Here is a 14,125-nt window from a genome sequence, read left to right as displayed (position 1 = left end):
GTGCGCAGTGCTGGACCCAAAACAACTGGAAGCATTGTCAGCGGTGGTGGAGTGCGGCGGTTTTGACAAGGCAGCACGCAAGCTGTTTCTGACCCAGTCCGCCATTTCGCAGCGCATTCGCCAGCTGGAAGAAAACCTTGGCCAGCCGGTGCTCACCCGCACCAGCCCGCCCGCCCCCACCATCAGCGGCCGTTTGCTGTTACGCCATTACCAGCAGCTGTGCCTGATGGAGGGGGAGTTGCGCAACACCCTGCAACCGGATGCCGAAGACAGCAGCTTCACCACGCTGACGGTAGGCGTGAATGCCGACAGCCTGGCTACCTGGTTCCTGCCCGCCGTGCAAAGTGTCATGCAGCAGCGCCGCCTGCTGATTGACGTGATGATGGACGATCAGGACTACACCCACGAGCTGATGCGTAGTGGCCATGTGGTGGGCTGCATCGGCACCCGCCCCACGCCGATACAGGGTGGCGAGTGTCACTTTCTGGGCAGCATGCGTTACCTCTGCCTCGCCACGCCGGCCTTTGCCGCCCGCTATTTTCCGGATGGCTTCACGCCGGCGGCACTGACCCAGGCTCCGGCCATCATTTTCAGCGGCAAGGACGACCTGCACAGCGAATTCCTGCAACAGTTTGCCGCATACGAGGGCAGCACGCCGCACCTGACCCTGCCCACGCCGCAGGGCTTTGTGCAGGCCACCCGACTGGGGCTGGCCTACAGCCTGCTACCGGAGCTGATGATAGACGACGACCTGCACACCGGCCGTCTGGTCAACCTGCTGCCCGGTCAGTACGTGGACCTGCCCTTGTACTGGCATCACTGGCGGGTGGAGTCTTCGCTGGCGCAGTCGCTGAGCGAGGCCCTGCTGCAGCATGCGGCACAGGTATTGCGTCAACCAGGAGCAGCCTGATTCCTGCATGGTACCGGTTGACAGTGTGCGGCGCGCAGCGCAAGATCACGCGCCCTGCATGAACCCATCCGGAGAATCCATGGCAACCGCTATTCCCAGCCCCGAACAATGGGCCGCACTGGAAGCTGCCGCCCGCGCCGCTGCCCGTCAGGCCTATGTGCCGTACAGCCGCTTTGCCGTTGGCGCAGCCATTCTGGACGAAAAAGGCCTGATCCACCCCGGCTGCAATGTGGAAAACGCCAGCTATGGCCTGGGCAATTGCGCGGAACGCACCGCCCTGTTTTCCGCCAGGGTGCTGCACGGTCTGCAACAGGTGATTGCTGTCTGCATCTATACCCCCACGGCCACGCCTACCTCCCCTTGCGGTGCCTGCCGCCAGGTGCTGAACGAATTTGGCCCACGCATGCTGGTGCGCAGCATCTGCGATGGTCAGGGCCGCATTGACACCACGCTGGACCAGTTGCTGCCGCATGCCTTCGGCCCGCAAAACCTGACAGATGCAGCGGCATCCTGATTCTTAAGCTTGCTGAAGACATAAAAAAACGGAAGCCATCAGGCTTCCGTTTTGTTTTGCAGAGGCACAAGGCCTCCACCGTCTTTGTCAGCAGGGCTTAGCCAACCCAGCGGCGTGCCGAGGCAAACATGCGGAACCAGGCACCATTCTCGCCCCAGCTTTCCGGATGCCAGCTGTTTTGCACGGTACGGAACACACGTTCCGGGTGCGGCATCATGATGGTGAAACGGCCATCGGCGGTGGTGACACCGGTAATGCCTGCCGGCGAACCGTTCGGGTTCAGCGGGTAGGTTTCGGTCGGCTTGCCGCTGAAGTCTACATAACGCAGCGCGGTGATCACGCCGTCCTGTGCACCCGGGGCAAACACGGCACGGCCTTCACCGTGGCTGACCACTACCGGCAGCTGGCTACCTACCATGTCGGCCAGGAAGATGGACGGCGATTCGGTGACTTCCACCATGGTGAAGCGGGCTTCGAACTGCTCGGACGCATTGCGCTGGAACTTCGGCCAGTGCTGGGCACCCGGAATGATGCCGGACAGATTGGACATCATCTGGCAGCCATTGCACACGCCCAGCGCGAAGGTGTCGCCACGCTGGAAGAAGGCTTCAAACTGCTCGCGGGCACGCGGGTTGAACAGCACGCTCTTGGCCCAGCCTTCGCCGGCACCCAGCACGTCGCCGTAGCTGAAACCACCGCAGGCGGCCAGACCCTTGAAGTCGGCCAGCGACACGCGACCACTGATGATGTCGCTCATGTGCACGTCAACCGCCTGGAAACCGGCACGGTCGAATGCCGCGGCCATTTCCAGCTGGCCGTTCACACCCTGCTCGCGCAGGATGGCCATGCGCGGACGTGCGCCGGTGGCGATGAACGGTGCAGCCGGGTTTTCTTCGGTATCAAACGACAGCTTGGCAAACAGGCCTTGCGACTGGGTGTCGGACAGCAGCAGGTGCTCGCTGTCGGCGCAGGCCGGATTGTCACGCATGCGTTGCAGGCGATGGCTGGTTTCGCTCCAGGCCTTGTGCAGGTCCACACGGCTTTCGTTGAACAGCTCTTCGCCGTGATGATTGATGACCAGGCGGTCCTTGCTGTTGATCTTGCCCAGCACGAACAGCTCGCGGCCAATGCCGGCAGCCATGAAGCGGGAAATCACTTCAGAGGTGTGCGACTTCTTCACCTGCAGTACGGCACCCAGTTCCTCGTTGAACAGCACACGCATGATGCGGCCGTGTGTGGCGGCTTCCGGGGTGGGCTGTACAAAGTCGTCGATCAGGCGCTGGGTGTTCTTGCGCTCGATCACCAGCTCTTGCAGGTCTACCGTCAGGCCGACGTGACCGGCAAACATCATTTCCGCCAGCGTGGCGAACAGGCCGCCATCGGCACGGTCGTGATAGGCCAGCAGCATGTCGTCACGCAGCAGGGTTTGCACGGTATTGAAGAAGGCAGCCAGCTGGGCCGGGCTTTCCACGTCCGGCGCACGGCCTTCCATGGCTTTCCATACCTGACCATAAATGGAGCCACCCAGACGGCAGCGGCCATAGCCCAGGTCCACCAGGATGATGTCGGTGTCTTTTTCGTTGCGCAGCTGCGGGGTAACCGTCTTGCGCACGTCTTCCACCGGAGAGAAGGCAGTGACAATCAGCGAAACCGGCGCAGTCACCGACTTCTTCTCGCCGTTTTCTTCCCATACCGTCTTCATCGACAGCGAGTCCTTGCCCACCGGAATGCTGACGCCCAGGTCCTGACTCAGTTTCGATACCGCTTCCACGGTTTCGTACAGGCGTGCATCTTCACCCGGATGACCGGCAGCAGCCATCCAGTTGGCGGACAGCTTGATGTTGCCGATGTGGCTGACAAAGCTGGCGGCAATATTGGTGAGCGATTCACCAATGGCCATGCGACCGGAAGCCGCGGCGTTGAACAAGGCAGTCGGCGTGCGCTCGCCCATGGCCATGGCTTCGCCACGGTAGCTGTTGAAACCCATGGTGGTGACGGCAACGTCGGCCACCGGCACCTGCCACGGGCCAACCATCTGGTCACGCGCGGTCATGCCGCCCACCGAGCGGTCGCCGATGGTGATCAGGAAGGACTTGTCCGCCACCGCCGGGTTACGCAACACGCGGTAAGCAGTTTCCTTCAGCGGGAAGCGCGAAGCGTCGAACACGCGAGTTTCCAGCGCTACGGTCTTCACGTCGCGGGTCATGCGCGGCGGCTTGCCCAGCAGCACCTCCAGCGGCATGTCCACCGGATTGTTGTTGAAGTGGTCGTCGCGTACTTGCAGGTGGCCATCATCGGTAGCCACGCCCAGTACGGCAAACGGACAGCGCTCGCGTTCGCAAATGGCGGTGAAGCGGTCCAGGTCCTGCGGCAGGATGGCCAGCACGTAACGCTCTTGCGATTCGTTGGACCAGATCTGCATCGGGGTCATGCCCTTTTCTTCCAGATGCACCTTGCGCAGGTGGAAGATGGCACCGCGGCCGGCGTCGTTCACCAGTTCCGGGAAGGCATTGGACAGGCCACCGGCACCCACGTCGTGAATGGACACGATGGGGTTGTCGGCACCGTACTGCCAGCAGCGGTCAATCACTTCCTGACAGCGGCGTTCGATTTCCGGGTTGCCGCGCTGTACCGAGTCGAAGTCCAGGTTTTCGCTGTTGGCACCGGTATCCATGGAGGATGCCGCACCACCACCCAGGCCAATCAGCAGGCTGGGGCCACCCAGCTGGATCAGCAAGGCACCTTCCGGAATTTCATTCTTGTGGATCTGTTGCTGCTGGATGCTGCCAAGGCCACCGGCAATCATGATGGGCTTGTGGTAGCCGCGCATTTCGCCGTCGACAACTTCTTCAAAGGTACGGAAGTAGCCGGTCAGGTTGGGGCGGCCGAATTCGTTATTGAAGGCAGCGCCGCCAATCGGGCCGTCCAGCATGATTTGCAGGGCGGAAGCAATGCGACCCGGACGGCCGTATTCGGCCTGGCTGTCGCTGTACACTTCCCACGGCTGCACAAAGCCCGGAATGTTCAGGTTCGACACGGTAAAACCGGTCAGGCCAGCCTTGGGACGCGAACCACGACCGGTGGCGCTTCGTCACGGATTTCACCACCGGAGCCGGTGGAAGCACCCGGAAACGGGGAAATGGCGGTCGGGTGGTTGTGGGTTTCCACCTTCATCAGGATGTCGGTCGGTTCGGTGGTGAAACCGTACTCGGCCGTTTCCGGTGCCGGATAGAAGCGGTCGATGAACGCGCCTTCAATCACCGAGGCATTATCCTTGTAGGCCACCAGCGTGCCTTCCGGATGTGCATCGTGCGTGTCGCGAATCATGCGGAACAAGGACTTGCCCTGCTCTACGCCGTCGATCACGAACTGCGCATTGAAAATCTTGTGACGGCAATGTTCCGAGTTGGCCTGGGCAAACATCATCAGTTCAACGTCGGTGGGATTGCGGCCCATGCGGGTGAAGTTTTCCACCAGGTAGACGATTTCGTCTTCGGACAGCGCCAGGCCCAGCGAGCGGTTGGCCGCTTCCAGTGCCGCACGGCCACCACCCAGGATATCCACGCTGGTCAGCGGCTGCGGGTCCATGTGGACGAACAGCTTGTCGGCATCATCCAGCGAGCCCAGCACGGTTTCGGTCATGCGATCGTGCAAGAGGCCCGCCAGAACCTGACGAGCCTCTTCACTTAAAGATACACCGGCGGTGCTTACCCAGTAAGCGGTGCCGCGCTCGATCCGCAGCACTTGTTCCAGCCCGCAATGGCGGGCAATATCGGTAGCCTTGGAGGCCCAGGGGGACAGCGTACCCAGTCGTGGCGTCACCAGGAACAATTCGCCCTGCGGCGCTTCGGCGTAAGGCGCCTCGCCGTAGTTGAGCAGCTTGCCCAGAATGCCTTGCTGTTCGGTCGAGAGTTCGCTTTCGCTCTCGGCAAAATGCCAGAATTCGGCTTTCAGGCTGATCTCGGGCAAACCGGCCTCTTGGGCGGCAGCGAGAAGTTTTTCAAGACGAAACTGGGACAGGGCAGCACCGCCCCGCAGCTTGAGAATGGTCGACATGCAACACTCGCGACAAGTATCAGGAAAGCGCGTCATAATACAGCAAAACAGGCCGTACATTAAGGCCATTCTGCGGCGAATGTCGGGCTATCAATCGTCCACAGCGCATTTACGGAACAATAAAGTCACCGCAAGGAGCACCTGAGCATGAAAAAAATCGAAGCCGTGATCAAACCCTTCAAACTGGATGAAGTGCGTGAGGCCCTGTCCGACCTTGGCATCAACGGCCTGACCGTCACCGAAGTCAAGGGTTTTGGCCGCCAGAAAGGCCATACCGAACTGTATCGCGGTGCCGAATACGTGGTGGATTTCCTGCCCAAGGTCAAGGTGGAAGTGATTCTGGCCGATGATCTGGTAGACCGCGCCATCGAAGCCATCGTGGCGGCCGCCCGCACCGGCAAGATTGGCGACGGCAAGATTTTTGTCACGGCAGTTGAGCAGGTGGTGCGTATCCGTACCGGCGAAACCAACGAAGACGCGATTTGATCAACCCGCGCCATTCGGCCCACCCGACTGGCAGGCAAAGAAAAAGGCCGCAAACGCGGCCTTTTTTCATACGGCATCAGGCATGAATTACTTCCACACCTTCCACCACGGCATTTCCTGCACCTGCCACGGCTGGGTCAGATAGGCGCTGTTGGGGTAGTTCAGCGCCAGCACGCGCTTGGCGTCGTCGCCCAGCTTGGTCATGCCCAGCTTGTCGTAGGCCACCGACATCAGCGCCAGTGCTTCTTCCGGATACTTGGTGTTGGAATACTCCTTCACCACGTTCTGAGCACGGTTGGCAGCCGCCAGGTAAGCGCCGCGTTTCATGTAGTAACGCGCCACATGCATTTCGCCACCACCCAGTGCATCCACCAGACGGTTCATCTTTTCCAGCGCATCCGCACTATACTTGCTGTTCGGGAAGCGCGTGGTCAGCTCGCGGAAGGCAAGGAAGGATTCGCGGGCGGCTTTCGGATCGCGCTCGCTCATGTCCTGGCCAGCCCATTTCGACAGCATGCCCTGATCGTCGTTGTAGTAGACCAAACCCTTCAGGTAGTACACGTAGTCCACATTCGGGTGGGCCGGGTGCAGCTTGATGAATCGGTCGGCAGCGGCGACAGCCAGCTCGGGTTCGTTATCCTTGTAATGGGTGTAGGCCAGGTCCATTTCGGCCTGCTGGGCATAGCGACCATAGGGGTAGCGCGCTTCCAGCGTTTCGTACAGCTTGACAGCACGGGTATAATTACCGCTGTTCAGTTCATCCCGAGCTTCCGAGTAGAGCTTTTCCACGGTCCAGCCGCGCGTTTCGTCGTAGGTTTCCGTGGTTGCACAACCGGCAAGCCCCATCACCAACATTGCTGCTACAACGTATCTTTTCATGACCGATCCTTACTATGACTCGGAGGATTATAGCGATATCTCGGAAAACGAGGTATCTGCAAGTCAACAGCTGGAGGTTCCGCTATCCATGGGTAGCGAACGCCTCGATGCAGCTCTTGCCAAACTCCTCCCCGATTACTCCCGCAGCCGCCTGACCCAATGGATCAAGGATGGCCATGTACTGGTGGACGGCAAAGTCGTCCCCCCGAAAACCAGGCTGCTGGGTGGCGAAAAGCTGGACGTTACCATTGTTCAGTCAAATGAAGAAATGGCTTACCAGGCGGAAGCCATGGATTTGCCCATTATTTATGAAGATGAACACATTCTGGTGGTGAACAAACCGGCTGGCCTGGTGGTTCACCCGGCCAGCGGCAACTGGACCGGCACCCTGCTCAACGGCCTGCTGCACCACTGCCCCGCGCTCGCCCACGTGCCGCGCGCCGGTATTGTGCACCGGCTGGACAAGGACACCAGTGGCCTGATGGTGGTAGCCAAGACCGTACCCGCACAAACCGAACTGGTACGCCAGCTGCAAGCACGCACGGTAAAACGCATTTACCGCGCCATTGCCGATGGCGTGGTGCCGTTTGACGGCACCATCAGCACCCAGATTGGCCGCGACCCGCACAACCGTCTGAAAATGGCGGTGCTGAAGTTTGGCGGCAAGCCGGCCATTACCCATGTGCGCGTGCTGGAACGCTTTGACAGCCATTCCTATATCGAATGCAAGCTGGAAACCGGCCGCACCCACCAGATTCGCGTGCACATGCGTGAAGCCCGCCATCCGCTGGCCGGCGACGCCGTATACGGCAACCCGCGCCACAAGATGGACGACTACGTGGCCGACGCGGTCAAGCTGCTGGCTCGTCAGGCCCTGCACGCCTACAAGCTGGCGCTGGTTCACCCCGCCACTGGCGAAGAGCGCAGCTGGCAGGCCCCCATCCCGGATGACTTCATGCACCTGCTCAACACCCTGCGCGGCGAAGGCGGCGAACGGCTGGAACAGGCCGTTCTGGGTGAAGAAGGCGACGAAGAAGACTGGGACGACGAGGATGATGAAGACGACGATGGCGACATCGAGGTGATTTATGTCCGTGACTGACGCTGCCAGCCAGTGGATCAAGGCCGACTGGCCCGCCCCGGCCAATGTGCACACCCTCATCACCACCCGTCAGGGTGGCCACAGCCTGCAGCCGTTCAACAGCTTCAATCTGGGCAGCCATGTCGGGGATGATGCCGACGCCGTGGCCGCCAACCGCGAACTGCTGCGCAGCCACCTGCCGGACGAACCGGCCTGGCTGAACCAGGTACACGGCACCCACGTGGTGAATGCCGCCGAAACGGGCGACACCCTGCAGGATGCCGACGCCAGCTACAGCACCACACCCGGCAAGGTATGCGTGGTGATGACGGCAGACTGCTGCCGGTATTGCTGTGCAATGACGCCGGCAGTGTGGTGGCGGCAGCCCATGCCGGCTGGCGCGGCCTGTGCGATGGCGTGCTGGAAGCCAGCGTGGCCGCCACCCGGTGTGGAAGCCCTCCAGCCTGATGGCCTGGCTGGGCCCGGCCATCGGCCCGGATGCCTTCGAAGTGGGTGCCGAAGTGCGCGCCGCCTTCATGGCGCAGGACCCGGCAGCCGAGCACGCCTTCACCGCCATTGGCGAAGACAAATACCTGGCCGACATCTACCAGCTGGCACGCCAGCGACTGGCCGCGCTGGGTATTGACCGGGTATACGGTGGAGATTTCTGCACCGTCATCGACCGCGAGCGTTTTTTCTCCTATCGCCGCGACAAGATTACCGGCCGCATGGCCAGCCTGATCTGGCTGCAGCCGCAAGACTGAGCTGCGACTCACCCCGAACGGCAGCCCGCCCCGCGCTGGCTGCCGTTTTTTCATGCCGTCCTGCTGGCAAGCAATGCAGAAAAAGATGAAACGTCATCAATTTTTCATGCCAAAGGCGTAGCGCCCCCGCAACACAGGGCCGACACCATATCTTGTGGTAAATCCGCAGCAGCACCCAGATGCTTGTCTTTACTGGGTTTCTTGCCAACGGCAAAAGCAGACAGCTAACGCCCAAAAATTTCCGATACCGCTGCAAGCCTTATCTGGCGCGGATTTCACATTTTCCGATGCGCTGTCAAGACTTGCCCAGACCGTAACAGACCACTAGAATTTGGGCCAACTTAGCAGTACAAACATACATATTGTGTTTATTCACAACGAACACACAGCTTTTCAACAGACTTGTCCACAGCCCTGCCCGGCCTACCCGGCAGCCGCAGCGCGAAGGACGCAAACCACCCAAAGAGGGCTCCATGCAACTGACCACCTTTGAAGGGCAAACCGCCGCCGAACTCGGCCGTGCCGCCGCCCCCCAGGCCGACTTCAGCCACTACAAGACCATTCGCCGCAATGGTGCCGTGGTGGCATTCGAGCCGGTCAAGATCTCCATCGCCATGACCAAGGCATTCCTGGCCGTGATGGGGCATCAAGGCGCCACCTCCGCCAGCATTCGTGACAAGGTTGCCCAGCTGACCGAACTGGTGGTCAACGCCCTGATGCGCCGCAAGCCCGAAGGCGGTGCCATTCATATCGAAGACATCCAGGACCAGGTGGAACTGAGCCTGATGCGCTTTGGCGAACACGACGTGGCCCGCGCCTACGTGCTGTACCGCGAACAACGCTCGCAAGAGCGCGCCGCCCGTGGCGAAGCGCTGACCCAGATCCAGATCAACGTCATCCGCAAGGATGGCCGCAAGCAGCCGCTGGACATCGCCCGCCTGCGCGCCGGCATCGAATCCGCCGCCCAGGGCCTGGCTGGTATCGACATCGATGCCATCCTGTCCGAAACCCTGAAGAACATCTACGACGGCGTATCGCTGGACGAAGTGAACAAGTCCGCCATTCTGGCCGCCCGTTCCATGATCGAACAGGACCCGGCCTACGACTACGTCACCGCCCGCCTGCTGCTGGACAGCATCCGTCTGGAAATCATGGATGAATCGGTAAGCCAGGAAGAAATGGCCGAGCGCTATGCCGACTACTTCCCGCAATTCATCAAGAAAGGCATTCAGGCCGAACTGCTGGACGAAAAGCTGGCCGAGTTCGACCTGAAAAAACTGGGTGCTGCCCTGGACGCCAAGCGCGACCTGAAATTCGACTACCTGGGCCTGCAAACCCTGTTCGACCGCTACTTCCTGCACATCGACGGCACCCGCATTGAAATGCCGCAGGCCTTCTACATGCGTGTGGCCATGGGCCTGGCACTGAACGAAGTGAACCGCGAAGCCCGCGCCATCGAGTTCTACAACGTGCTGTCCAGCTTCGACTTCATGTCGTCCACCCCGACGCTGTTCAACTCCGGCACCCGTCGCAGCCAGCTGTCCAGCTGCTACCTGACCACCATTGCCGACGACCTGGACGGCATTTACGAAGGCCTGAAGGAAAACGCCCTGCTGTCCAAATTTGCCGGCGGCCTGGGTAACGACTGGACCCCGGTACGCGCCATGGGCTCCCACATCAAGGGCACCAACGGCAAGTCGCAAGGTATTGTTCCCTTCCTGAAAGTGGTGAACGACACCGCCGTGGCCGTCAACCAGGGTGGCAAGCGCAAGGGCGCGGTATGTGCCTACCTGGAAACCTGGCACGCCGACGTGGAAGAGTTCCTGGAACTGCGCAAGAACACCGGTGACGACCGCCGCCGCACCCACGACATGAACACCGCCAACTGGATTCCGGACCTGTTCATGAAGCGTGTGATGGAAGGTGCGGAATGGAGCCTGTTCTCCCCGTCCGAAACCCCGGACCTGCACGACCTGTACGGTGCCGCCTTCGAAAAACGCTACCAGCACTACGAAGCCATGGGCGAACGTGGCGAGCTGAAAGTGTACAAGCGCATTCCGGCCCTCAGCCTGTGGCGCAAGATGCTGACCATGCTGTTTGAAACCGGTCACCCGTGGGTTACCTTCAAGGACCCGTGCAACATCCGCAGCCCGCAGCAGCACATGGGCGTGGTACACAGCTCCAACCTGTGCACCGAAATCACCCTGAACACCAACGACGACGAAATCGCGGTGTGCAACCTGGGCTCGGTCAACCTGGCCGCCCACATGGGTGCCGACGGCAAGCTGGACGCCGAGAAGCTGCAACGCACCATCCGCATCGCCCTGCGCATGCTGGACAACGTGATCGACATCAACTTCTACCCGGTGAAGAAGGCACGCAACTCCAACCTGAAGCACCGTCCGGTGGGCATGGGCATCATGGGCTTCCAGGACTGCCTGCACATGAAGCGCGTACCGTACGCCTCGCAGGAAGCGGTTGAATTTGCCGACGAATCCATGGAAATGGTGGCCTACTACGCCTACTGGGCAGGCACCGAACTGGCCGAAGAACGTGGCCGCTACCCGTCGTACAAGGGCAGCCTGTGGGACCGCGGCCTGCTGCCGCAAGACAGCATCAACCTGCTGGCAGCCGAACGCGGCGGCTACCTGGAAATGGACCGCACCGAACGCCTGGACTGGAACGCCCTGCGTGAACGCATCAAGCAACACGGCATGCGCAACTCCAACACACTGGCCATCGCCCCGACTGCCACCATCGCCAACATCATTGGCGTGTCTGCCAGCATCGAGCCGACCTACCAGAACCTGTTCGTGAAATCCAACCTGTCCGGCGAATTCACCGTCACCAACGAATACCTGGTGCGCGACCTGAAAAAAGCCGGCCTGTGGGACGAAGTGATGGTTGCCGACCTCAAGTACTTCGACGGTAGCCTGGGCCGCATCGACCGCATTCCGGCCGAGCTGAAAGCCATTTACGCCACCGCCTTCGAAATCGACCCGAAATGGCTGGTGGAAGCGGCATCGCGCCGTCAGAAATGGATTGACCAGGCCCAGTCGCTCAACCTGTACATGGCTGGTGCATCCGGCAAGAAACTGGACGACCTGTACAAGCTGGCGTGGATTCGTGGCGTGAAAACCACCTACTACCTGCGCACCCTGGCAGCCTCCAGCGCCGAGAAATCCACCGGTCGCGGTGGCGAACTCAACGCAGTGGCCAGCGGCCTGAACCCGGCCTACAACGCCGCCGCCGAACAAAGCGCCCCGGTCGCCGAAGTGGACAACACCCCGGCCACCGACGCCAAGTTCTGCAGCATTGACAATCCAGACTGCGAAGCTTGCCAGTAAGGAAGTCGATAAAAATCTAAATAGGCATTGCTGATTTAGACACATGGTCAGCCTCCCGCGAGGCTGACCCATTCTTAAACGCGTTGCCATGCAGCCCGCTTAAGAATGGGGAAGTGTAAAAGCAAACAAGATGGCAGCCAGCCCGCGGCCAGCCATCATCTGAACAACGCCCACGAGGCGCTAACAATCAGAGATGCCCATGACACTTCAGGAATTTTTCAAACAATACAGCCAGGCCTATTCGGCACTGGATGCAAAAGCCGTCTACGCCATGTTCACCCGCCCTTTTGTGGCGGTATTCCATGGCCAGACGGCGGTTTTTGGAGAACGCGATACCGACGCCCTGTACCAGGCCACCGTCGGCATCCTGGACTACTACCGCGACCAGGGCGTCACCAGCGCCAGCTGCTATCTGGCCGAAGTACTGCCCTTTGGCAGCGACCTGGCCAGTGTGAAAGTGCGCTGGACCGCCAAGCGCAACCAGGCCGAACCGTGGATATTTGCCACCGCCTACCACCTGAAACGGGAAGACGGCCAATGGCGCATCTACGGCGTGGCCCAGTACGAAGAACACAGCCACCCGGCCCACTAATCAGGCCGGACGGGCTTCTCAAGCCGGTTGGCCCACCAGCCGGCTTCGGAAGCAAACCACACACGGGGGACACAGGCATGAGCACCACCCTATTTTGCAGCGCCAGCCGCGCCGCACAGCACCCGGAACAAGACCGCTACCGCAAGCTGGGCCTGGTGCTGGTAGACCTGCCCGAAGCGCTGCGCGAAACGCCAGCCGGCCCCCGCACCGCCATCCGCATCATGCGCCAGAGCGCCATGCAGCTGGAACAAGCACCCTGTCAGCCCGACAGCAGCACCAGCACGCATGCCCTGCCCGGCGCGCAATACCAGATCCAGCCAGCCGCCCCGCAAGGCGTAGCCGGCAAATAAACACGGAGAATCCAATACATGTTGAGCTTTGACGACACCCCGGTACAAAAACCGTCCGTAGCCCCTACCGACAGCAACAGCGCAGGCCGCGTCAACGCCGTGGACAAGAAAGTCATCAACGGCACCACCGACGTCAACCAGCTGGTACCGTTCAAGCACAAATGGGCCTGGGAAAAATACCTCGCCCAATGTGCCAACCACTGGATGCCGCAAGAAGTAAACATGCAGCGCGACATCGAACAATGGAAAACCGGCCAGCTGACCGAAGACGAAATGCGCATCGTCAAGCGCAACCTGGGCTTCTTCGTTACCGCCGACAGCCTGGCTGCCAACAACATCGTGCTGGGTACCTACCGCCAGATCACCAGCCCGGAATGCCGCCAGTACCTGCTGCGCCAGGCCTTTGACGAAGCCATCCACACCCACGCCTACCAGTACATCGTGGAAAGCCTGGGCCTGGACGAAGGCGAAGTGTTCAACGCCTACAACGAAATCAAGTCCATCCGTGACAAGGACGAGTTCCTGATTCCGTTTATCGACGTACTGTGCGACCCGGCCTTCAAGACCGGCACCCTGGAAAACGACCAGAAACTGCTGCGCTCGCTGATCGTGTTTGCCTGCATCATGGAAGGCCTGTTCTTCTACGTCGGCTTCGTGCAAATCCTGGCACTGGGCCGTCAGAACAAGATGACCGGCGCAGCCGAGCAATACCAGTACATCCTGCGTGACGAATCCAGCCACTGCAATTTCGGTATCGACCTGATCAACACCATCAAGCTGGAAAACCCGCAGTTGTGGACCGAAAGCTTCAAGGCCGAAATCGTCGAGCTGTTCAAGAAAGCCGTGGAACTGGAATACGCCTACGCCGAAGACACCATGCCGCGTGGCGTGCTGGGCCTGAACGCCAGCATGTTCAAGGAATACCTGCGCTTTATTGCCAACCGTCGCATGCAGCAGATTGGCCTGGACCAGTTGTTCCCGGGTGTGAACAACCCCTTCCCGTGGATGAGCGAGATGATTGACTTGAAGAAGGAGAAGAACTTCTTTGAGACGCGAGTTACCGAGTATCAGACTGGCGGGGCATTGAGCTGGGATTAAAATACCTTGCAAGAGGGAGAGTTGCTCTCCCTCTTTTTTTATCCAATA

At 60.4% G+C, this 14,125-nt stretch carries 9 protein-coding genes and 2 pseudogenes; 9 read left to right on the top strand and 2 right to left on the bottom strand.

The features are described from left to right. Positions 1-7: 7 nt before the first annotated feature. Both AWT75_RS02055 and AWT75_RS02050 read left to right on the top strand, forming a co-directional pair. Positions 8-910, top strand: a complete 903-nt coding sequence (locus tag AWT75_RS02055) for a LysR family transcriptional regulator ArgP (RefSeq protein WP_045847027.1) — start codon at positions 8-10, stop codon at positions 908-910. 79 nt (positions 911-989) lie between these two features. Beyond that, positions 990-1,424 carry a cytidine deaminase gene (locus AWT75_RS02050; RefSeq protein ID WP_062786743.1) on the top strand — a complete coding sequence of 145 codons (435 nt, stop codon included), beginning with the start codon at positions 990-992 and terminating at the stop codon, positions 1,422-1,424. Positions 1,425-1,521: 97 nt separating this feature from the next. Here AWT75_RS02050 and purL read toward each other — a convergent pair. Continuing rightward, positions 1,522-5,480 (bottom strand): annotated as a pseudogene (gene purL / locus AWT75_RS02045) (phosphoribosylformylglycinamidine synthase). Positions 5,481-5,627: 147 nt separating this feature from the next. On the opposite strand from purL, the gene AWT75_RS02040 reads away from it, so the two are divergent. Next, positions 5,628-5,966, top strand: a complete 339-nt coding sequence (locus AWT75_RS02040; RefSeq protein ID WP_045846995.1) for a P-II family nitrogen regulator — start codon at positions 5,628-5,630, stop codon at positions 5,964-5,966. An 87-nt stretch (positions 5,967-6,053) separates the two neighbouring features. Here AWT75_RS02040 and AWT75_RS02035 read toward each other — a convergent pair whose 3' ends face one another. Beyond that, the gene (locus AWT75_RS02035; RefSeq protein ID WP_062786740.1) at positions 6,054-6,845 is read right to left on the bottom strand and encodes an outer membrane protein assembly factor BamD; all 792 of its coding nucleotides are present in this window, start codon (positions 6,843-6,845) and stop codon (positions 6,054-6,056) included. Between AWT75_RS02035 and rluD the strand changes: the two genes are divergently transcribed. The 6 genes and pseudogenes from rluD to AWT75_RS02005 all read left to right on the top strand — a co-directional run bounded on the left by rluD (position 6,844) and on the right by AWT75_RS02005 (position 14,077). Further along, positions 6,844-7,947, top strand: a complete 1,104-nt coding sequence (gene rluD, locus AWT75_RS02030; RefSeq protein ID WP_045846997.1) for a 23S rRNA pseudouridine(1911/1915/1917) synthase RluD — start codon at positions 6,844-6,846, stop codon at positions 7,945-7,947. The two genes, AWT75_RS02035 and rluD, sit on opposite strands and share 2 nt — an antisense overlap. Then, positions 7,934-8,690: pseudogene (pgeF, locus tag AWT75_RS02025) on the top strand (peptidoglycan editing factor PgeF). Before rluD ends, pgeF begins: the two are co-directional and overlap by 14 nt. 473 nt (positions 8,691-9,163) lie before the next feature. Further along, positions 9,164-12,037: a ribonucleoside-diphosphate reductase subunit alpha gene (locus AWT75_RS02020; protein ID WP_062786737.1), complete on the top strand. Its 2,874-nt coding sequence runs from the start codon at positions 9,164-9,166 to the stop codon at positions 12,035-12,037. A 199-nt stretch (positions 12,038-12,236) separates the two neighbouring features. Beyond that, positions 12,237-12,629 carry a hypothetical protein gene (locus AWT75_RS02015; protein ID WP_045847000.1) on the top strand — a complete coding sequence of 131 codons (393 nt, stop codon included), beginning with the start codon at positions 12,237-12,239 and terminating at the stop codon, positions 12,627-12,629. 77 nt (positions 12,630-12,706) lie between these two features. Then, positions 12,707-12,979: a hypothetical protein gene (locus AWT75_RS02010; RefSeq protein ID WP_062786734.1), complete on the top strand. Its 273-nt coding sequence runs from the start codon at positions 12,707-12,709 to the stop codon at positions 12,977-12,979. Between the two features lie 18 nt (positions 12,980-12,997). Further along, positions 12,998-14,077: a ribonucleotide-diphosphate reductase subunit beta gene (locus AWT75_RS02005; RefSeq protein WP_045847002.1), complete on the top strand. Its 1,080-nt coding sequence runs from the start codon at positions 12,998-13,000 to the stop codon at positions 14,075-14,077. Positions 14,078-14,125: the final 48 nt, after the last annotated feature.

Source organism: Aquitalea pelogenes, assembly GCF_001515305.1.
Taxonomy (GTDB): Bacteria; Pseudomonadota; Gammaproteobacteria; order Burkholderiales; family Chromobacteriaceae; genus Aquitalea; species Aquitalea pelogenes.
The sequence above is the reverse complement of the archived record's forward strand: the minus strand, read 5'-3'. Positions and strand labels throughout refer to the sequence as shown.

Bases quoted from the DNA above. Each gene is read 5' to 3' on its own strand.
- AWT75_RS02050 (WP_062786743.1), top strand. From the start codon at position 990: ATGGCAACCGCTATTCCCAGCCCCGAACAATGGGCCGCACTGGAAGCT.
- AWT75_RS02040 (WP_045846995.1), top strand. From the start codon at position 5,628: ATGAAAAAAATCGAAGCCGTGATCAAACCCTTCAAACTGGATGAAGTG.
- AWT75_RS02005 (WP_045847002.1), top strand. From the start codon at position 12,998: ATGTTGAGCTTTGACGACACCCCGGTACAAAAACCGTCCGTAGCCCCT.
- rluD (WP_045846997.1), top strand. From the start codon at position 6,844: ATGACCGATCCTTACTATGACTCGGAGGATTATAGCGATATCTCGGAA.
- AWT75_RS02010 (WP_062786734.1), top strand. From the start codon at position 12,707: ATGAGCACCACCCTATTTTGCAGCGCCAGCCGCGCCGCACAGCACCCG.
- AWT75_RS02015 (WP_045847000.1), top strand. From the start codon at position 12,237: ATGACACTTCAGGAATTTTTCAAACAATACAGCCAGGCCTATTCGGCA.
- AWT75_RS02020 (WP_062786737.1), top strand. From the start codon at position 9,164: ATGCAACTGACCACCTTTGAAGGGCAAACCGCCGCCGAACTCGGCCGT.
- AWT75_RS02035 (WP_062786740.1), bottom strand. From the start codon at position 6,845: ATGAAAAGATACGTTGTAGCAGCAATGTTGGTGATGGGGCTTGCCGGT.